Source organism: Marinobacter sp. DUT-3 (assembly GCF_050379435.1).
GTDB lineage: Bacteria > Pseudomonadota > Gammaproteobacteria > Pseudomonadales > Oleiphilaceae > Marinobacter.
Map to the genome: position 1 here is coordinate 380,889 of NZ_JBNRMG010000004.1, position 18,882 is coordinate 399,770.

Annotated in this window: 17 protein-coding genes; 10 read left to right on the forward strand and 7 right to left on the reverse strand. The window is 59.4% G+C overall.

Annotated elements, in window-relative coordinates:
* Nucleotides 1-32: 32 nt before the first annotated feature.
* Complete coding sequence (locus tag ACQUWM_RS10055) at nucleotides 33-1,382, reverse strand: DUF3422 family protein (protein ID WP_428922046.1); 1,350 nt, start codon at nucleotides 1,380-1,382, stop codon at nucleotides 33-35.
* Nucleotides 1,383-1,712: 330 nt separating this feature from the next.
* On the opposite strand from ACQUWM_RS10055, the gene ACQUWM_RS10060 reads away from it, so the two are divergent.
* Entirely contained in the window at nucleotides 1,713-2,567 is an 855-nt protein-coding gene (locus ACQUWM_RS10060) for a response regulator transcription factor (RefSeq protein ID WP_406998683.1), read from the forward strand.
* 175 nt (nucleotides 2,568-2,742) lie between these two features.
* On the opposite strand, the gene ACQUWM_RS10065 is transcribed toward ACQUWM_RS10060, so the two are convergent.
* Nucleotides 2,743-3,300, reverse strand: a complete 558-nt coding sequence (locus ACQUWM_RS10065; RefSeq protein ID WP_428922047.1) for a gamma-glutamylcyclotransferase — start codon at nucleotides 3,298-3,300, stop codon at nucleotides 2,743-2,745.
* 124 nt (nucleotides 3,301-3,424) lie between these two features.
* On the opposite strand from ACQUWM_RS10065, the gene ACQUWM_RS10070 reads away from it, so the two are divergent.
* Nucleotides 3,425-4,231, forward strand: coding sequence for a hypothetical protein (locus tag ACQUWM_RS10070; protein WP_428922048.1), 807 nt, complete (start codon nucleotides 3,425-3,427; stop codon nucleotides 4,229-4,231).
* Here ACQUWM_RS10070 and ACQUWM_RS10075 read toward each other — a convergent pair.
* The gene (locus tag ACQUWM_RS10075) at nucleotides 4,212-4,838 is read right to left on the reverse strand and encodes a MarC family protein (RefSeq protein WP_406998677.1); all 627 of its coding nucleotides are present in this window, start codon (nucleotides 4,836-4,838) and stop codon (nucleotides 4,212-4,214) included. The genes ACQUWM_RS10070 and ACQUWM_RS10075 overlap by 20 nt on opposite strands.
* 104 nt (nucleotides 4,839-4,942) lie before the next feature.
* Nucleotides 4,943-5,944 carry a GlxA family transcriptional regulator gene (locus ACQUWM_RS10080; RefSeq protein ID WP_406998675.1) on the reverse strand — a complete coding sequence of 334 codons (1,002 nt, stop codon included), beginning with the start codon at nucleotides 5,942-5,944 and terminating at the stop codon, nucleotides 4,943-4,945.
* Between the two features lie 113 nt (nucleotides 5,945-6,057).
* Here ACQUWM_RS10080 and ACQUWM_RS10085 point away from each other — a divergent pair, with 113 nt between their 5' ends.
* Complete coding sequence (locus ACQUWM_RS10085) at nucleotides 6,058-6,969, forward strand: alpha/beta fold hydrolase (RefSeq protein WP_428922049.1); 912 nt, start codon at nucleotides 6,058-6,060, stop codon at nucleotides 6,967-6,969.
* A 66-nt stretch (nucleotides 6,970-7,035) separates the two neighbouring features.
* Entirely contained in the window at nucleotides 7,036-7,908 is an 873-nt protein-coding gene (locus ACQUWM_RS10090; RefSeq protein ID WP_428922050.1) for an alpha/beta fold hydrolase, read from the forward strand.
* A gap of 4 nt (nucleotides 7,909-7,912) precedes the next feature.
* On the opposite strand, the gene ACQUWM_RS10095 is transcribed toward ACQUWM_RS10090, so the two are convergent.
* On the reverse strand, nucleotides 7,913-8,725 hold the full coding sequence (locus ACQUWM_RS10095; protein ID WP_428922051.1) for a hypothetical protein: 813 nt from the start codon (nucleotides 8,723-8,725) through the stop codon (nucleotides 7,913-7,915).
* Entirely contained in the window at nucleotides 8,715-9,335 is a 621-nt protein-coding gene (locus ACQUWM_RS10100; RefSeq protein WP_406998667.1) for a TetR/AcrR family transcriptional regulator, read from the reverse strand. The genes ACQUWM_RS10095 and ACQUWM_RS10100 overlap by 11 nt, the downstream gene beginning before the upstream one ends.
* Before the next feature lie 191 nt (nucleotides 9,336-9,526).
* Here ACQUWM_RS10100 and ACQUWM_RS10105 point away from each other — a divergent pair, with 191 nt between their 5' ends.
* From ACQUWM_RS10105 to ACQUWM_RS10125, 5 genes are all read left to right on the forward strand, one after another.
* Nucleotides 9,527-11,623: a 3-hydroxyacyl-CoA dehydrogenase NAD-binding domain-containing protein gene (locus ACQUWM_RS10105; protein ID WP_428922052.1), complete on the forward strand. Its 2,097-nt coding sequence runs from the start codon at nucleotides 9,527-9,529 to the stop codon at nucleotides 11,621-11,623.
* 62 nt (nucleotides 11,624-11,685) lie between these two features.
* Nucleotides 11,686-12,867, forward strand: coding sequence for an acetyl-CoA C-acyltransferase (locus ACQUWM_RS10110; RefSeq protein ID WP_428922053.1), 1,182 nt, complete (start codon nucleotides 11,686-11,688; stop codon nucleotides 12,865-12,867).
* A gap of 447 nt (nucleotides 12,868-13,314) precedes the next feature.
* On the forward strand, nucleotides 13,315-14,502 hold the full coding sequence (locus tag ACQUWM_RS10115) for an acyl-CoA dehydrogenase family protein (protein WP_406998661.1): 1,188 nt from the start codon (nucleotides 13,315-13,317) through the stop codon (nucleotides 14,500-14,502).
* Nucleotides 14,503-14,511: 9 nt separating this feature from the next.
* Nucleotides 14,512-15,660: an acyl-CoA dehydrogenase family protein gene (locus ACQUWM_RS10120; RefSeq protein ID WP_428922054.1), complete on the forward strand. Its 1,149-nt coding sequence runs from the start codon at nucleotides 14,512-14,514 to the stop codon at nucleotides 15,658-15,660.
* 18 nt (nucleotides 15,661-15,678) lie between these two features.
* A complete protein-coding gene (locus tag ACQUWM_RS10125; protein WP_428922055.1) occupies nucleotides 15,679-16,452 on the forward strand; it encodes an SDR family oxidoreductase in 774 nt (257 codons plus the stop codon).
* 18 nt (nucleotides 16,453-16,470) lie between these two features.
* Here the strand turns inward: ACQUWM_RS10125 and ACQUWM_RS10130 are convergent, their stop codons facing one another.
* On the reverse strand, nucleotides 16,471-17,436 hold the full coding sequence (locus ACQUWM_RS10130; RefSeq protein ID WP_428922056.1) for a threonine ammonia-lyase: 966 nt from the start codon (nucleotides 17,434-17,436) through the stop codon (nucleotides 16,471-16,473).
* A 153-nt stretch (nucleotides 17,437-17,589) separates the two neighbouring features.
* Here ACQUWM_RS10130 and ACQUWM_RS10135 point away from each other — a divergent pair, with 153 nt between their 5' ends.
* Entirely contained in the window at nucleotides 17,590-18,861 is a 1,272-nt protein-coding gene (locus tag ACQUWM_RS10135) for a hypothetical protein (RefSeq protein WP_428922057.1), read from the forward strand.
* Nucleotides 18,862-18,882 lie beyond the last annotated feature (21 nt).

Below are 18,882 nucleotides of genomic sequence, written 5' to 3' on the forward strand. Positions count from 1 at the left end.
TTTTTTTTGTGCCTCTTCTATAGCAGGTGGGGCTATACCCCCTTGAACAATCGTTTGTGGATCACCCTTGTCGCGAAGAAGACGGTGCCAATCACGACTGGCACCGCAGCGCCCAGCAGTAGCTCACGGTCGTAGACAAGCCCCGAGGCCTGACCGGCCCCCAGGATCAGGTCAATCAACTGGATGGCGTAGTAGCTGATCGCAGCGACAGAGAGCCCCTCGACCGTTTGCTGTAGCCGAAGCTGGACCCGGACGCGACGATTCATTGTTTTCATCAGGTCCTGATTCTGCTCCTGCACGACGAGCTCGACCCGGGTACGCAGCAGCTCACTGGCACGGGCAACGCGGCGTGAAATACTTTCCAGCCGGTTTTCCACCGCGCGGCAGGTTTTCACCGCCGGACTGATGCGCCGACGCAGGAACGCCCCAACCGTCAGATGACCGGAAATTTCCTGCTCGCGTAACTCCTCCATTCGCTGGCGGATCACGTCATAGTATGCCCGCGTCGCGGCAAAACGATAATTACTCTGGGTACGGAGATCTTCCACCCTCGCCGCCATCGACGACACCTCCGCCAGCAACTCCCGGTCGCTAACGGACAGGTGGGCCTGGGCGATCCTGGTGGTCAGCAGCTTGAGCTGCTGGTCCAACTGCGTCAGAACCGCGTTGACTTCCTGTGCCAGCGGCAATCCCAGGGTCGCCATCAAACGATAGGTTTCCAGCTCAAGCACCCGCTGAACCAGTCGTCCGCGCTGAGCTGGCGTCAACTCGTCATCACAGACGAGGAAACGGCCAAAACCGTCCTCGTGAAGCTTAAAGGAGGTCCAGATCTGGGAGCGCCCGGCACTGGTCGCACTGCCAACCGGGAGCATGTGGTCAAAAACCGGCGCAAGGGATTCGCTGCTGTTTCCTGCAGACGCGCCTTCAACCTCGACGTGGACCGCTGCGACCAGCTCACCCGGTAAAGACGACAGCCAGTCTCTCGGCACGGCATCGATGGCATTTTTCTGAAAAGGCGCCTCACGGCGCGCTGTCTGACGAATAAAGGTGTAGGTCGAGAACTCCATGTGCCGTTCCCAACGCAGACTGAATAAACCGAAATCCTGGTGAAAACACGGCATGGAATCGGTCGGCGCAACGACCCCGAAACGATCACACAGGTCGGCAAGAAGCGCCTGCTCCCGCTCCTGCAGCTTGCCACCGTGCTGGATGGCCAGATGAGAAAGCTGCGCCGGATTCTCCAGCAGGTGAAACGGTCGGTTATGCAGTTCACTGTACAGCCGCTCACGCATCGGGTGCAGACGCCAGCCAGCAAGTACAGGTCGGGACTTCGGGAACGAATCCGTGTCATTGGCCCTGGAAGTTATTGGAACCTCATTCATTCTCTCCTCCGCTTATGCCAAGCGACATCAGAGCATGAGTAGCACGTCATCTGCCGACAGAAAAAAAGGGGGTGACCGTGTGAGAAACGACCACCCCCAAAAGGTGACACAAAGCAATAACAGAAACCGGAAGCCCAACCTGGCTGAGCGATTCCGGCCATTGCAGTGTCCCTCATCAGCAGAATGGCTTAAATATCAAACATTCCATGCTTGCTTTCACGGCTATCAAACAATGGAGAAAAGAACCGGCTGCTATACCCTGTTGAGGGAATGGCCAGCAGAGATAAGATGGCGCACAATGGTGCTAACAAAAACAGACAGGGAGTAGGCATGGCCCCTCCTCAATCTCAGCTATCACGCTGGAGCGAAGCCGTAGGCGCGCTGTTCCAGCAACTGGACAGTGACGAATTTCCTCGCTATCTCGTCAACGCCATCAATGAGGTCGTGGAGGTAGAGGGTGTGTTGCTGGCGCTGGAAAGACGCGGCGAGATTCCTTCGCTGCTCTACGAGCAGGATATTCCCGACGCTCTTCGCAAATCTCACATCGACAGTTATTTTTCAGGTGCCTACCTGCTGGATCCTTTCTGCATCGCTTTCTCCGATGGTTTGCCTCCCGGTTTCTACCACCTGTCGGAGATAGCACCCGACGATTTCTACCAGAGCGATTATTACCGCACCTACTACAAGGAAGCTTCGCTGCTCGACGACGCCTATTTCCTGATCGCACCCAGTGAAGACGTACAGCTTTCCCTCGGCATTGGCCGCCTGGAGCCACATCCGCCCTTTACCCGGCGCGAGCTGGATCGATTGCGCTCGCTGAATCCGGTTATCCAGGGCGCAATGCTGCATTACTGGCAGTCAGTCATCGAGCCCCGCCCACGCACCGAGCCGATCACGTTGCGGTCACAGGTGGAATCGGCATTCCATAACTTCGGTCGATCGATCCTGACCGAGCGCGAACGCGAAGTCGCTCTCCTGCTGCTGCGTGGTCACTCGTCCAAGTCAGCAGCACAGAAGCTCGATATCTCACCGGACACCGTACAGATGCACCGTAAGAACCTGTACGGCAAACTGGACCTCTCCTCCCAATCGGAGTTGTTCTCCCTGTTTATCGCGGCCCTCTCTCATGCCGACCACCGGCTCGATGAGGACCCACTGCGGACTTATATGCAAGGCGGCACTTGAGCATCACGGATGATGCGGACTACCCGATGCTGGGTCGGAATGTGGTCATCGTATCCCGGATATCGCGCTTCTTTCGTGGTCGGAAGCGCACCCTGAGTTCAGGATATCGATTGGGAGTTGAATGTCAGGAGGTCACGCCAGGCTTTCAGCAGAAAGCTCGGGCGCCATGGCCCATTCAGGGGGATAACAGGCTCTCTATAGTGAACACATGAGGATCATCGTCACCCAGATGGCGCAGAGCCTGGGCAAGTTTCAGCAGGTATTCGTCGTTGCGACCACTGGGGCCGGCCGCGCGGGCAATCTGATGGGCGATATCCGCTTCTGGCGCGTGCCCCAGAAACGCCTCGTTATCCTCAGTGGCAATGTAGACCAGACCCTGCTCCTGGCTGCCATCATCAAAGGTCATGGCGGTACTGAAGCGCAGATAGCCGTTCTTCTCACGGTGATCCAGGTGCTCAAAAACATCCGGAGACACCCGATATGCCATTCCCTTGCACCTTGCCCCAGGCTGTTTGATCAGCGTCACTACCCGCCCCGGCGCCTCCAGGGTGCCCCGGTGGTCATGGGAACCCTGCCAGAAACGGCGAACCCAGCCTTCAATACTTGCCGGCCGCTGCTCCAGAAAAGGGAAGTCCACTTTGTAAATAAGCGACCCGTAACCGAACAACCAGACCGATGACACGCCATCAAAGTTCTGCCGGGTGCGATTGCGCTCAATGGTGTTAACACTCATAACTTTGCTTGCCAGGCCTTTTCCGGGGTTAAACAGTCGCTCTAGCCATCCAGCTAATACTCTTCACTCGCGTACTTTACTATTATGTCGGTACGTTTGTTATCTCCGGTTCACGGTAACGCTTATGCTCGCCTCCCTGATTACCAGACCCAGCCAGCCACGCCAATGGCTGTGTTGTTGCTTCCTGATGCTCGGGCTTACAGGCTATACCAATGCGGAGCCCCGACAATACACGGTGGTGGTCCAGGACATCGATTATTATCCAATCTACCGTGCCGATCCGGCCAACAATCGTTATTCCGGCTACATGGCGGACCTGATGGAAGCCTTTGCCGATCATGCCGATATCGAGTTCACCTATCACGTCCGCCCCATCCGCAGAATGACCCACGAATACACCGCCGGAGCGTACGATTTCGCCATACCGGACAACCCCAACTGGAACGGTCCAGAAAAACTCGGCATTTCAGTAACCTATACAAAACCGCTACTGACCTTCGAGGACGTCATTTACGTGGCCGCCGGCCAAGCTCACATGGAGCCTGACGACATGCGGGACTTTGGCACCATCGACGGCTTCACGCCCTGGAAATTCCAGGACAGGATTGACTCAGGGCAGGTGGAACTGAAAACCGCAAGAAGACCGTCCAACCTCGTCAGAATGGCGCTGGCCGGTCGGATTGAGACATTCAACCTGGCGGCGCCGGTGGCGAGGCATCAGTTTGAGGTACTCAATGTTGGCGACCGTCTGGTACCCGCCCCCAGGCTGATGCAAACCAGAGCAAGCCATTACCACCTGTCTACCCTGAAACACCCTGAGATTATTGCGGAGTTCAATCAATTCCTGACGGACCGCCAGGCGCTCGTTCAGTCCCTGCAACAGCAATACGGGCTGGAGAAACCCGCCACCATCAGCCAACGGACGCAATAAACCCGGCAATACCCGTGAGTACAATTTCAGCCGCCATGGCGGACAGGATCAGGCCACTGATCTTGGACAGGATGTTCAGACCCGTTTTACCCAGAGCCTTTTCCAGATACCCCGACAGGTGCAAAAGCACGGCCAGAATCACCAACCCCGACACCAGCCCCAGCAGGCCACCGGCAAGTTCCGGCACGGCTTTCAACTCCGCGCCATAAACCATGATCGCACCAATGGTGGCCGGGCCAATCATCACCGGGATCGCCAGGGGAACCACCGCGACATCATCACGATCCTCCTCGGGCAGGCCCGTGGCGTGATTGCGGGTACCGCTGGTAACCAGGCTGATGGCTGTCAGGAATAACAGGCTACCGGCACCAATGCGGAAGGAGTTGAGGGTGATCCCGATAGCGCTGAACAACAGCGGCCCGGCAAAGAACAGAATCAGCCCCAGAACCAGTGCCGACACCGTAGAGCGGCGAATGATGGAACTCTTTTCAGTCGCTGGCAGCCCCCGCGTCAGCGCCAGGAACATGGTCACCACAAAAAAGGGCGCTAGCAGGAACAGAAAGCGAATGGTGCTGCTGATGTAGGTGGAGAAAAACGTCTCAAGCATTCCGGGCATTCCAACGATTCATGAAAGCCGGTAAGCATAGCTTGCCACAGCGTTTTTTGCCGTACGGAAGTGAACGTATGACACTCTTGTAAAACGCTGTCCGATTACCCCGCCATGGGTGTCACGTAGCTGAAGCGCTTGCGATACTGCTCCATGGTGCAGCCCACGGTCCGCTTGAACAGTCGCCGGAAAGAACTGGCATCTTCATAACCCACACCCCAGATAATCCGGGCGGTCTGCTCGCGGCTCGACTCCAGCTTGTGCTTGGCCGCTTCAATACGCAGGTGCTGGAGATAGCCAATGGGCGTCTCTCCGGTCGCTTCCTTGAACCGGCGTTTGAAGGTTCGTGTGCCGAGGCCAGCAACCTCGGCGACATCATCGATAGTGAGTGGTTCGGAATAGTGCTGCTCCAGCCAGGTTTGTGCCTTGCGGATGGCATCGTCCTTATGGGCCTTGCGGCTGTAGAACGCCATGTAGGGCGTCTGTTCCACCCGACGGCCGTCCAGCACCAGCATCTTGCTGCAGGCCAGCGCCACCGATGGTGACGCAAAGCGTTCCACCAGGTAGACGCACAGATCCATAAACGCCGTCGCCCCACCGGCGCAGATAATCTGGCCGTTATCCACCAGCAGGTGCTCTTCCTCCAGCCGTATGCGGGGATAGCGGCTGCGAAACAGCGGCGCGGCGCGCCAGTGGGTGGTGGCGACCTGATTATCCAGCAAGCCCGCCTCCGCCAGCACAAAGCTGCCGGTGCATACACTCGCCAGCACAACTCCCCGCTCAAAACCCTGTCGCAGCCAGCCGTGCAGAGGGATGGCCGGCGCCAATGTGCGCTCCACCCGCTCGGCACTGACCGCCGCCTCCACGGAAGAACCCACCACAATCAGGTCCGGCCGGAAGTCTTCGCGACAAACCGTTGGCGTAACCATGGCACCGCTATAACCACGCACTGGCTCGTTGTCCACCGTCACCACCTGACAGTCGAACAGGGGTTCATTGTGATTTGCCGGGACACGACCGCAGTAGTTGGCCACGGTAAAGAAATCCATCAAACCGTGCACTCCGGAGGCATGGCAGTTGGGCAAGGCAACGATTGCAATGTTCATGATGGAAGTGGCCCTTTTCGCACTTTATATGTCAAATATGACACTCCTGCTGGCCACCCGCAAGCCCTAACCTGATCCTGTCATCCACCAGAGCACGAAGAAGGATTTTCTCCATGACCTCACAACTGAATACACAGTCTGAAATCTTTCACCCTTCCGCCACTCCGGCAAAGGCGCCGACCAATGTCGGGCTCTCCGCCACGCGGCTGGCGCTTCAACTGTATGCACGAGTATCGCCCCAGAAAGCCGGGCGACTGGTTAACCGGATGGCATTCAGGCCATCCCGACTGCCCATGCCCACCCGCTACGAGCATTTGCTGGACAACACCGACAGCTATACCCAGCTTCAACATGGCTCACGCACCATTCCGGTGTACTCCTGGGGTCAGGGCCCGGTGATTCTCGGCGTTCATGGCTGGGCCGGAGCCGGCATCCAGTTCGGCGCCTGGGTCGACCCACTGGTGGAAGCCGGTTACCGGGTGGTGCTTTTCGACGCGCCGGCCCATGGCCGCGCCCAGGGCGAAAGCACGAACCTGTATGAAATGGCCGAAGTCATCGCAAAGGTGGCGGCCAGTGTTGGCCGGGTTCACGGAATACTGGCGCATTCCATCGGCTGCATCGCCGTGGCCAGGGCCATCACGGACGGACTTCAGGCCAATTACGTGGCAATGCTGGCGCCGCCGGTCAGCCTGACCGCGGTCATGGAGAACCTGGGCAGGCAATTGGGGCTGAGTCCGGAGGTGCTGTCCGTTCACCTGCAGCTGATGGAGGAGCGTTTTGGGGCATCGGTGTGGGACCAACTGGACCTTGAGATTCTTTCCCGCTCACTCACCCAGCGGGGCCTGATCGTCATTGATGACGACGACACGTCCATTTCGCCGGAAGAAAGCCAGCGAGTTGCCGAAACCTGGGACAAGGCGGAGGTGTTGCGCACCAGTGGTCTGGGTCACAACCGCCTGTTGTGGAGCCCGATGGTTGTGGACACCGTGCTCAGGGATCTGGGCCGGCCTGTGGACACCCGCTGATTGCGCCTTCGCGCCGGGCCGTTTAAGGTTTCGCACAAGTACCGTTAACTGACATGGAGTCCCGCAATGCAACTGTCCGACCCGAAACTGCAACAAACGCCCCGGGGCCGATTCGCCTGGCGGGAAGGCGGCAGCCCCGAGGGCCAGCCACTGGTGATGATCCACGGCTGGCCGGAGAGCTCCTACTGCTGGGAGCACGTGGCGGCACACCTGAAAGCGGGTTTTCGCATCATCGCTCCGGACCTGCGGGGACTGGGCGACAGTGAACGATCCCCGGAAGTGGAGCATTATCGCAAACAGGAGATGGCGCAGGATGTGATCAGCCTGCTGGACAGCCTGGGCATCGGCGACTTCCAGCTAGTGGGCCATGACTGGGGTGGCATTGTCGCCCAGGAAGTGGCCCTGGCCATCCCCGACCGGGTGCGGCGGATGGTGATCATGAACATTGCGATCATTAACAACCTGAAGGGCAATCAGGAAGTCATCGAGAAGGTCCGTTCCGGCAGTGGCGCCGCCTACTGGTACCAGCACTTCATGCAAACACCGGGCTTGCCGGAAGCCATGGTCGCCGGCGCCGAAGAGACCTGGTTGGGACATTTCCTGCGCACCTGGAACGGTGAACCCTTTCCGCAAGACGCGTTCGACGAATACGTGCGTACCTTCCGGATTCCGGGCACCCCCGGTACCAGCTCCAACTACTACCGAACCTTTCGCGACGACGCCAAACGCTGGGCCACTACGGCGGGCCATCGCTGGCCGATGCCATCCATGTATGTTTATGGCAACAAGGACAAGGTGATTATCCCGGAATACCTCAATCACATTGAGGAATGTTTCGAGTCCGTGCGAGTGGAGCAGGTGGAGGCGGGGCACTTCCTACAGGAGGAACAGCCGGCCGCGGTGGCAGGCTACCTCAACGATTTTCTGCAAACCGAGTAAAGTGCTAGCGGGTCGGGCTGACGTACACCCAGTTGGTGCCCACGTTATCGCACACAATGATGTCGCGATTGATCACCATGCACAGGGAAAGGTCGCCCGGCAGCTCATCGTGATCACGGGTGTCTACCGCCAGGTTTTTCTTGTCCTGTTTAAGCAGGGAAAAGGTTTGTTCCATGCGTCGGGCAAAATCGACACCGCCGTCTTCCATGGTGTGGAAGGCATGATGGAATGCGGTGAAGCTCATGGTGCTGGCGCCCAGGCCAATGTCCACCATTTTGGGGATGTAGCGGTCGTAGGCATCTGACAGATAGCGCCGCACCGCTTCCTCGTCATTCCGGTTGCCTTTGAACGGGCCAAGCCCGAGGCGGTTGTTCGACGCCAGGACACCGTCGGTCAGTTTGCTGTTGGGCTGATTTGTCACCAGATCGAAACGACGTTGTGGGCAGGCAATGCGTTGGCCCTGAAGCTGGCACTCCGTCAATTGACCCTGGGGTTGCGACTCAGCTTCAGGCTCTGAATCCGCAAGCTCCCGACCGACCTGCGAGGGTTGGCCACCTGGCGCTGCCGAGGCACCGACGTCTGGCACGTCCAGCCCCAGACGCCCGGCGGGGCGGCGCAAAAGCAACGCCTGCACCTGTGGATCGTTGCGTTTGAAATCTGTTGGGGAAGGCAACCCGGCACCCCCTCCTTTGCGGACGACCTGACAGTACAGCTGCTCCAGTTCCGTTTTCGCGCCTTCCATGCAAGTACTCTCGGCACCATGGGCAAAACCAATGCAGGCGTCCAGCGCCAGCAGGGCCAGCCATCTAGTCGTCATCACGCTGCCCCAAAGCCAGGCGCGCCATCAGGTCTTCAACCCGGCGAATGGTCTCGGCGTCACCCTTCTTGCCCGTCAGCACCACCTGCGATCCGATGGTGGCCACATACATCAACAGCGCCAGATCCCGTATACGCTGGGGATCGCTGCTCAGACGCTGGTACAGCTCGCAGTTCTGATTGATCCGTGCTTCGTCCACCTCGGTCACCAGCTCCGCCGCATAGTCATTCCGACGGGCAAAATCCCGCACCGCCAGCTCCACCTGAAGGCGGCGAATGTTACGGGAGGCATCGGTGAGCAGAAGCTCCAGAATCTGCTTTAGCTCGGTTTCCACATCCCCGCCTTTGGGCTTCCAGTACTGGAGTTCGTGAAGCCGCCGATCCCGCCAGCGGTCGAGAAAGCTGACCACCAGATCCTCATGGTCCTTGAAGTGCCAATAAAAACTGCCCCGGGTGACACCGAGTTTTTTCGACAGTGTCAGCACCCGCAAGTGGCTAAAACCGCCAGAAGCCACCTCCCCGGCGGCGGCGTCCAGCCAGTCGTCACGGGTCAGTTGCGCTTTTGCCGGCGTCTTGCGGCTGGTACGTCGGGGCTGTCGGGTGTCGGTCATTCGGTGATCAGATCCTGCTGCTGGCGATGTCGGGTGCATTCTACATGAACAGGCTCAACAAATTTTAAACCGTTGACCCTGCCCACAACATACATTAGTGTATGGACCAACAATACACCAGTGTATGGAGATTTCAACGCGCGTCTTCATGCCAACGATCAACCCGATTCCAGTATCAGGGAGCTGCCCAAATGAGTACCGCCCATTACGATCTCAACGGCGCCATTGCCGTTATCCGACTCGACAACCCACCCGTCAACGGCCTGGGCCTGGCCCTGCGACAGGGCATTGTCAACGGCATCCGCCAGGCGGAAGCCGATGACGCGGTGAAAGCCGTTGTGCTGATTGGTTCCGACCGCGCTTTCTCCGGCGGCGCCGACATCAGTGAGTTTGGTTCCTCCAAAGCCACCGCCGAACCCAACCTGAACACCGTCATCAACTACGTGGAAAGCAGCCGCAAGCCGGTCATTGCCGCCATCAGCGGTGCCTGCATGGGCGGTGGTCTGGAACTGGCCCTGGGTTGCCACTACCGCATCGCCAAACCCGATGCCCAGATTGCCCTGCCGGAAGTGAAACTGGGCCTGCTGCCCGGCGCCGGCGGCACCCAGCGTCTGCCCCGGGTGATCGGCGCGGAACATGCCCTGAACATGATTGTGTCCGGCAGCGTGGTGCCTGCGAAGCAGTTCAAGGGTAGCGCCCTGTTTGATGAGATCGTTGATGGCGAACTGCTGGACGCCGCCATTGCCTACGCCACCAAGGTCGCCAACGAGAACCTGCCACTGAAGAAAGTGCGCGACCTGAAGGCGAAGCACCCCAATCCGGAAGGCTTCTTCATGTTCACCCGTAACACCGTGGGTGCCATGGCGAAGAATTATCCGGCGCCGCTGAAGTGCGTGGACGCGGTAAAGGCCGCTGTGACCATGCCTTTTGACAAGGGTATGGAGGTCGAACGCGAAGCCTTTGTGAACCTGATGCAGACCCCGGAATCCCGCGCCCTGCGCCACGCGTTTTTCTCCGAGCGCCTGACCAGCAAGATTGCCGATGTGCCCTCCGATACTCCGGTGCGTGACATCCAATCCGTGGGCGTGATCGGCGGTGGCACCATGGGTACCGGTATCAGCATCAACTTCCTCAATGCCGGTATTCCGGTGACGCTCGTTGAGATGAAACAGGAAGGCCTGGACCGCGGCGTGGCCGCCATCCAGAAAGTCTACGAAGGCCGGGTCAAGAAAGGCCGCATGAGCGAGGACGACGCCAAGGCCAAGATGGCACTGCTCACCCCGTCCCTCACCTATGACGACCTGAGCGACGTCGACCTGGTCATTGAAGCCGTCTTTGAAGAAATGGGGGTGAAGCAGTCCGTGTTCGAGAAACTGGACGAAGTGTGCAAGCAAGGCGCCATTCTGGCCTCCAACACCTCCACCCTCGATCTGAACAAGATCGCCAGCTTCACCAAGCGCCCGGAAGACGTGATCGGCCTGCACTTCTTCAGCCCCGCCAACATCATGAAACTGCTGGAAGTGGTTCGCGGCGAGAAAACCGCCAAGGACGTACTGGCCACCGCCATGAAGCTGGCCAAGGCGATCAAGAAGACCGCCGTGGTCTCCGGCGTGTGTGACGGCTTTATTGGCAACCGCATGATCAACCAGTACCAGCGCGAAGCTCTGCTGATGCTGGAAGAAGGCGCCAGCGTTCAGCAGATCGACAAGGCCATCGAGAAGTTCGGCTTTGCCATGGGCCCGCTGCGCATGGCCGACCTGGCCGGCGGCGACATCGGCTGGGCCATCCGCAAGCGCCAGTACGAAGAAAACCCGGACATGGTGAAGATGGTCGTCGCCGACCGCCTGTGCGAAATGGGCCGTTACGGCCAGAAGACCGGCGCCGGTTTCTACCGCTACGAGCCGGGCAACCGCAACGCCCTGCACGATCCGGAAGTGGACAAGGTAGTGGACGAAGTCCGCGCCGAGCTGGGCATCACCCCGCGCAAGATCAGCAACCAGGAAATCGTCGAGCGTTGCGTGTATGCGCTGGTGAACGAAGGCGCCCAGATTCTGGACGAAGGCATCGCCCAGCGCGCCTCCGACATCGACATGGTGTACCTGACCGGTTACGGCTTCCCGGTGTTCCGTGGTGGCCCCATGCACTACGCCGAAGAAGTCGGGCTGCCCAACGTGGTGCGCGCCATGCAGGCTTTCACCGAAGACCGCCACACCCAGCCAGGCTTCTGGAAGCCGGCGGCGCTGCTGGCCAAGCGCGCTGAAGAAGGCAAGGGTTTCGACGCTAAATAACCGGTCCACGAATTGATACGGGGCTGCCTACAAACCGCAGCTCCGACCTGAGGAGAATTGTTATGTCCAATGATGTTGTCATCGTATCCACTGCCCGCACGCCCCTGGCCAAATCCTGGCGCGGCGGCCTGAACATGACCCACGGCGCCACACTGGCGGGCCACGCCATCCAGCACGCGGTCGAGCGCTCGAAAGTCGACCCCAACGAGATCGAAGACGTACTGATGGGCTGCGCCCTGCCCGAAGGCTCCACCGGTAACGACGTCGCCCGCATGGGCGCCATCCGTGCCGGCCTGCCGGTATCCGTGGCCGGCGCCACCATCAACCGTTTCTGCTCGTCCGGCCTGCAGGCCATCGCCATGGCGGCCCACCACATTGCCGTGGACCGGGTGCCGGTGATGGTCGCCGGTGGTGTTGAATCCATCTCCACCGTGCAGGCCAACGTCAACCAGAACTACTTCATGGAACCCTGGCTGGCCAAGAACAAGCCGGAGCTCTACTGGTCGATGCTGGACACCGCTGAGACGGTCGCCAAGCGTTACGGCATCAAGAAAGAAGACATGGACGAATACGGCGTACGCAGCCAGACCCTGGCCGCTCAGGCCCGCGAAGACGGCAAGTTCGACGACGAAATCGTGCCCATCACCACCACCATGGGTGTGGCGGACAAGGCCACCGGCCAGCTCAGTAGCCAGGAAGTGACTGTCAGCCAGGACGAAGGCATCCGCCCGGGCACCAACCTGGAAGGCGTCAGCAAGATCCGCTCGGCAATGGAAGGCGGCGTAGTCACCGCCGGCAACGCCAGTCAGTTCTCCGACGGTGCTTCGGCCTGTGTGCTGATGGACAGCAAGGTGGCCGAACAGCGCGGCGCTACCCCGCTGGGTATCTTCCGTGGTTTCGCGGTTGCCGGTTGTGAGCCTGACGAAATGGGCATCGGCCCGGTCTTCGCCGTACCCAAGCTGCTCAAGCGCGCCGGCCTGACCGTCGACGACATCGGCCTGTGGGAACTCAACGAAGCCTTCGCCGTTCAGGTGCTCTACTGCCAGCGCAAACTGGGCATCCCGATGGACCGCCTGAACGTCAACGGCGGCGCCATCGCTGTCGGCCACCCCTACGGCACCACCGGCTCCCGCCTGGTCGGCCACGCCCTCATCGAAGGCAAGCGACGTGGCGTGAAATACGTCGTCGTTACCATGTGCGTTGGTACGGGTATGGGTGCTGCGGGATTGTTCGAAGTTGCCTAAAGCTGTGATTGCCTGAAACCTGGGTGGAGGGCACCTGTCAGGTATAGGTGTCCAAAACACGCTCCTTACGGCACATCCCTGTGACGCTCGGGCTCCGCCATCCATGGCTCCGCACGGTTTTGGACACCTATACCTGACAGGCGCCCCGAGCCTTGTGCAATGGCCAACAGGTGCAGTGTTAGAACGCTGGGCTGGGCCCGAAGAAGTCAATTTATTAGAGCAGGCACGCACAGGCTCGAAGCGCCGGACGGGTATCCCCTTTCAAAACTGTGCGGAGCCAGGGATGGCGGAGCCCAAGCGCCCCATGGATGGGCCGAAGGAGCGTGTTTTGAAAGGGGATACCCGTCCGGTGCAAACACCCAATTCCGAAGGCGCGGCATTAAGAACCAACAGGCAACTCCAAAAGCCAAAAACCATTTACCTGAGCCACCAGACAAGAGGTGCAACATGGACCTGAATTACACCCCGGAACAAGAGGCGTTCCGCGCTGAAGTTCGCCAGTTTCTTGAAGACAGCCTGCCGGACGACATCCGCGAACGGGTGCAGAAACGGCTGCGCCCGGACAAAGCGATGACCGAGCGCTGGCAGAAAATTCTGTTTGATAAGGGCTGGGGTGCCTCCACCTGGCCAAAGGAATTTGGCGGGACCGGATGGGATCCGATTCAGCAGATTATCTTTGAGGAAGAATGTGCCCTTGCCGGTGCGCCCCGCCAACTGGATTTCGGGCTGCGGATGGTTGCGCCCGTAATCATGACGTTTGGTAGCGATGAACAGAAACAACGCTTCCTGCCGGGCATTCTCAGTGGCGAGGACTGGTGGTGCCAGGGCTATTCCGAGCCCGGTGCCGGTTCCGACCTGGCGTCGCTACGTACTTCCGCCAAACGCGAAGGCGACCATTACATCGTCAACGGTCAGAAAACCTGGACCACCCTGGGTCAGCATGCGGACTGGATTTTCTGTCTGGTGCGGACCAGTAACGAGGGCAAGCCGCAGCAAGGTATTTCGTTCCTGCTTATTGATATGAACACCCCGGGCATTGAGGTGCGGCCCATCATCATGCTGGACGGTGAGCATGAGATTAACGAGGTCTACTTCGACAACGTGAAGGTGCCGGTCGAGAACCTCGTCGGCGAGGAAAACAAAGGCTGGACCTACGCCAAGTTCCTGCTGGGCCATGAGCGTACTGGCCTGGCCAATGTGGGGCAGTGGAAAGCGTTGATGAAGCGGCTCAAGGAAGTGGCACGGCAGGAGCAGGACGGTCAACGGCCATTGATTGAGAACACCCGTTTCCGCGACCGGCTGGCGCAGCTGGACGCCGAGCTGCGTGCTCTTGAGCTGACAGTTTTGCGGGTGCTCACCGACAAGCGTGGCCCCGGCCCCCAGGCGTCGATCCTGAAAATCCGTGGCACCGAAATCGGCCAGCAGCTGTTCGAAATGTTGATGGAAGCGGGCGGCCAGGACGCCATTGCCCATATTCCGGAAGCGCTGGAACTGGACTACAACGGACCACGTACAGGCTCAATAGATGCCACGCCCTCTGCGGGCGATTACTTCAACATGCGCAAACTGTCGATCTTTGGCGGATCCAACGAGATCCAGCGCAACATCATCGCCCAACTCGTGCTTGGTCTGTAAGGAGGCGTTATGAATTTTGAACTGACCGAAGAACAGCAAATGCTGAACGATTCCCTGCGCCGCTTCGTGACCAACGAATACGGTTTCGAAAAACGAGGGGACATCATCAAATCCGGACAAGGCACCGATCCCGCCACCTGGTCAGCCCTGGCGGAGATGGGACTGCTCGGTTTCACCTTCCCGGAAGACTATGACGGGCTAGGCGGCAATGCCATCGACACCATGGTGGTGATGGAAAATGTTGGCCGCGGACTGGTAGTGGAGCCCTATCTGGCGACCGTCGTATTGGCCGGTGGACTGATCCGGGATGCCGGTAACGACGTCCAGAAAGCGGACATCCTGCCGGGCATTGCCAGCGGTGAGCGGCTACTGGCCCTGGCCCACAGCGAGCCGGGTGCACGCTACAACCTCAGCCATGTGCAGACCACCGCCCGTATGGACGGCGACCAGTTCCTGATCAGCGGGCAGAAAACCGCCGTGCTGCACGGTGGCCAGGCGAACCAGTTGATTGTCTCCGCACGCACCAGTGGTGGCGTGAACGATGAATCCGGTTTGTCCCTGTTTCTGGTGGATCGCGGAGCGAAAGGCGTCGAAGTGGACGACTTTGCCACCCATGATGGCCACCGCACGGCCGATATCAGCTTCAGCAACGTCACGGTCAGCGCCGACAACCTGATTGGCACCCTTGATGAGGCCTTCTCCGCTATTGAAAAGGCCGTGGACCTGGGGATTGCGGCGCTGTGTGCGGAAGCCGTTGGTGCCATGGAAGCGATGAACAGCGCCACGCTGGAATACATCAAGACCCGCAAACAGTTCGGCACACCCATCGGCAAGTTCCAGGTGTTGCAGCACCGTATGGCGGACATGTTCATCCAGACCGAGCAGGCAAAAACCATGGCGATTCTGGCCGCCAGCGAAGCGGACTCCGATGACCGCGCCAGCCGCCGGGAAGCCATCTCCATGGCCAAGACCCTGGTCGGCCAGGCCGCGCGTTATGTGGGCCAGCAGGGGGTGCAGCTGCATGGCGGTATGGGCGTGACCGACGAGATGGTCGCCGCCCACCTGTTCAAACGCCTGACCCTGATCAACCTGCTGTTCGGCGATGCCGATCACCATCTGGCGCAAGTCAGCGACGGCCTGCTGGCCAAAACCGCCTGAACCATCAAGGAGACAACCATGAGTGTAAAACAACTACTGGATCTGACCGGCAAGGTCGCCTTTATCACCGGCGGCTCCCGCGGTCTGGGCCTGCAAATGGCCGAAGCCCTGGGGGAACTGGGCGCAAAAATCGCCATCAGTGCCCGCAAGCAGCACGAGCTGGATGACGCCAAGGCACACCTGGAAAACCAGGGGGTTGAGGTGGTGACTATCGCAGCGGACCTGTCCGATCTTGAAGGCATTCCCGCCGTGGTGGATCAGGTAGTCAGTCAGCTTGGCGATATCGATATCCTGGTCAACAACGCCGGCGCCACCTGGGGCGCACCAGCAGAAGACTACCCGGCGGAAGGCTGGATGAAGGTGATGAACCTGAACGTGAACGCTGCGTTCTTCCTGACCCAGACCGTGGGCAAGCGTTGCATGATTCCCCGCAACACCGGCAAGGTGATCAACATCGCCTCCATCGCGGGCCTGTCCGGCAACCCCGAAGACATGAAAACCATCGCCTACAACACCAGCAAGGGCGCCATGGTGAACTTCACCCGCGCGCTGGCGTCCGAATGGGGCCATCACAACATCAACGTGAACGCCCTCTGCCCGGGCTTCTTCCCGTCGAAGATGTCCCAGGGGTTGCTGGATGCCCAGGGTGACAAAATGCTGGAGCGCATTCCGCTGAATCGCTTTGGTGGCGAGGAAGATCTCAAGGGCGCCGCCGTACTGCTGGCCTCCGAGGCCGGGCGGCACATTACCGGGCAATGCCTGGCGGTGGATGGCGGCACGCTGGTCAGTTAAGCGTGCTCGTTTAGCCTGTTAAAGGCACTGACTGACCTGTTCCAGGTCCAGATTGCCGCCGGTAATGATCAGAACCGTGGTCTTCTCTGGTTCAGGCGCAACCTGGTTTTCCAGTAACGCCGCCAGGCCAACGCTGGCGCCGGGCTCTACATAGAGCCTGGCCTCAGTCAGTAGCCGCCGCGTGGCCTCCCGGATACCCGCTTCGGTAACCGTGACAATCCGGTCCACCACCTGGCGGGAAGCCGCGTAGGTGCAATCTCCCACCACCGCTGGCGCCAGGCTGGCGGCCCAGGTATTCACCGAGTCGAGGCTGGCACTGGCATCCTGCTTTTGCCAGGCGTTAAACATCGTGGCCGCGCCTTCCGGCTCCACACCGATCAGTTCCACCTCCGGCCGCTGCGCCTTGATGGCTAGCCCCAGTCCGGAAATCAGCCCACCCCCGCCAATGGGACACAGCACCCGATCCACATCCGGTAGCTGGCGCAGCAATTCCAGGCCAACGGTGCCCTGCCCGGCCATGATGCGGACATCATTATAGGGGTGAACCAGAGTCAGCCCTTTTTCGTCCCGCAATTCGTGGCACAAGGCCACGGCCTGCTGAATACTGCCTTGAACAATGACCTCGGCACCCAGCGCCCGGGTACGACGAATCTTCAACGGGCTGGAACCCTCGGGCATCACCACCGTGAGCGGTACGTCCTGCATGGCGGCCGCCCAGGCGAGGCCAACAGCGTGGTTGCCCGCAGAGACTGTCACCAGGCCAGCCTTGAGTTCGTCTTCGCTGGCGGTCAGCAGCCAGTTCAACGCACCACGAACCTTGAAGCTGCCGGTGCGCTGAAGGCTTTCGCACTTCAGCCCGAGCGACTGGCCCATGGCGGCATCCAGATCAGGAATATTCAGCAGTGGCGTTTCGCCCAGGTGTGGCCGAATGCGCTGTTCCGCCTCCAGAATCTGGGATTGGCCTGGAAGAGTTGGACTGTTCATGGCGTGCTCTCCTTTGCTCCCTTTTTACAAACCATGATGCAGGCAATGCTTTCTATCAAGCCTTTGGTAAACTAACCGGACAATAGCGACTTCGGGGCGCATGCCCAAGGAGTCGCGAATAGGGGAGAGAATTTCCAGGGAACAGGGAAAACCATGCTTTTCATTCAGTCGCTGGCCATCGCTGTGATGCTGCTCCAGCTCGATGACCCGCTATCTTCGAAAGCCCATCCGCTGGTTGAGCAGACCACCGCACAACAGACCAACCGGGCCCACCCCTACCTGCTGGGTATTGATGCTCCACCTGAGCAGGCTCCGATCGATCTGGGCAAGAGTATCCTGGCCTATTCCCGGGAACAGGATCAACTCGAAGCAGACGACCCGTTCACCACGGAGCAGGCCCCCTGGCCAGACTATGAGGCCCTGCCCAGGCCCGAAGGCGCCCTTTTCTGCCGCTGGTCCGATGCGCGTTGTGGAGTGCGGGTGCTATCGTCCTGGAATGAGACCCCGCCGCTTTCCCAGGTCGATAGAACATTACTCGACCGCTATCGCACCTTCATGGCCATGGATGGTTTCCAGTCGCTGACCAAACCATCGGCCCACGAACCTATGCCCAGATTCCACTACCTGCTCAGCGGTCACCGGCTTATGATGCTGCAAGTCATCCGGGATGCTGCGCTGGACGACCCCGCCAAGGCTGTGCAGCTTCTGACAAGCACACTTGCCAGGGTACGCGCCCAGTTAGCCCGGGCGGATACAATCGTTGGCAAAATGGCTTACCTGGCTCTGATGTCAGAGAACCTGGATGTACTCTCAGCCATACTTGCGCGACATGGCTATGAACTGGCGCCCACTCTGCCCCCCATGACCATGTCCGAACGGGATTTCGGTCTTGCCATGGCACGAGAGTTTGCCATGGTGTATTACCTGTTCCAGTCCATGGACCGGCACCCTCAGTTCTTTGATACCTTAAGCGAGAATACCTGGACACCGGGTTGGTGGGTTCGCATGGTTTTCAAACCCAACATGACCATCAATTCCGTGCTACCCGTCTATCTGCAGGCGATTGAGCTATCACGACTCCCCCCTGAAGACTATCTGGAAAAGATTACGGACATTGCTGAAAACGAGGTCAAAGCTTCCTGGCTGCGTAATCCGGCAGGAAGCATCCTCGCCAGGACGGGAGGCCCGCGATACGAGCGCTACGTGGCGGAAGCCTTCAACATCCACGGTAAGCTCAGTCTGTTGAATCAGATCATTGCCCTGGGAGGCGTTCCCGGCGATCTACAGCGGTTAAAGAATCCGCTGTCACGCACCGGTAACGGGGTCAACTGGTCCGATAACGGCCGGAAGTTGTGTCTGGAAGGGCCCGGTGAGGACGAACGAAGGTTTAGGTGCCTTTACGTGATACCCAATATGGGCGAATAAATGCCCATATTGGGTAGCATG

Coding starts and splice junctions, on each gene's coding strand:
- ACQUWM_RS10085 (WP_428922049.1), top strand. CDS start 6,058: ATGACCTCACAACTGAATACACAGTCTGAAATCTTTCACCCTTCCGCC.
- ACQUWM_RS10060 (WP_406998683.1), top strand. CDS start 1,713: ATGGCCCCTCCTCAATCTCAGCTATCACGCTGGAGCGAAGCCGTAGGC.
- ACQUWM_RS10070 (WP_428922048.1), top strand. CDS start 3,425: ATGCTCGCCTCCCTGATTACCAGACCCAGCCAGCCACGCCAATGGCTG.
- ACQUWM_RS10090 (WP_428922050.1), top strand. CDS start 7,036: ATGCAACTGTCCGACCCGAAACTGCAACAAACGCCCCGGGGCCGATTC.
- ACQUWM_RS10075 (WP_406998677.1), bottom strand. CDS start 4,838: ATGCTTGAGACGTTTTTCTCCACCTACATCAGCAGCACCATTCGCTTT.
- ACQUWM_RS10055 (WP_428922046.1), bottom strand. CDS start 1,382: ATGAATGAGGTTCCAATAACTTCCAGGGCCAATGACACGGATTCGTTC.
- ACQUWM_RS10095 (WP_428922051.1), bottom strand. CDS start 8,725: ATGACGACTAGATGGCTGGCCCTGCTGGCGCTGGACGCCTGCATTGGT.
- ACQUWM_RS10080 (WP_406998675.1), bottom strand. CDS start 5,944: ATGAACATTGCAATCGTTGCCTTGCCCAACTGCCATGCCTCCGGAGTG.
- ACQUWM_RS10100 (WP_406998667.1), bottom strand. CDS start 9,335: ATGACCGACACCCGACAGCCCCGACGTACCAGCCGCAAGACGCCGGCA.
- ACQUWM_RS10105 (WP_428922052.1), top strand. CDS start 9,527: ATGAGTACCGCCCATTACGATCTCAACGGCGCCATTGCCGTTATCCGA.
- ACQUWM_RS10135 (WP_428922057.1), top strand. CDS start 17,590: ATGCTTTTCATTCAGTCGCTGGCCATCGCTGTGATGCTGCTCCAGCTC.
- ACQUWM_RS10120 (WP_428922054.1), top strand. CDS start 14,512: ATGAATTTTGAACTGACCGAAGAACAGCAAATGCTGAACGATTCCCTG.
- ACQUWM_RS10130 (WP_428922056.1), bottom strand. CDS start 17,436: ATGAACAGTCCAACTCTTCCAGGCCAATCCCAGATTCTGGAGGCGGAA.
- ACQUWM_RS10110 (WP_428922053.1), top strand. CDS start 11,686: ATGTCCAATGATGTTGTCATCGTATCCACTGCCCGCACGCCCCTGGCC.
- ACQUWM_RS10125 (WP_428922055.1), top strand. CDS start 15,679: ATGAGTGTAAAACAACTACTGGATCTGACCGGCAAGGTCGCCTTTATC.
- ACQUWM_RS10065 (WP_428922047.1), bottom strand. CDS start 3,300: ATGAGTGTTAACACCATTGAGCGCAATCGCACCCGGCAGAACTTTGAT.
- ACQUWM_RS10115 (WP_406998661.1), top strand. CDS start 13,315: ATGGACCTGAATTACACCCCGGAACAAGAGGCGTTCCGCGCTGAAGTT.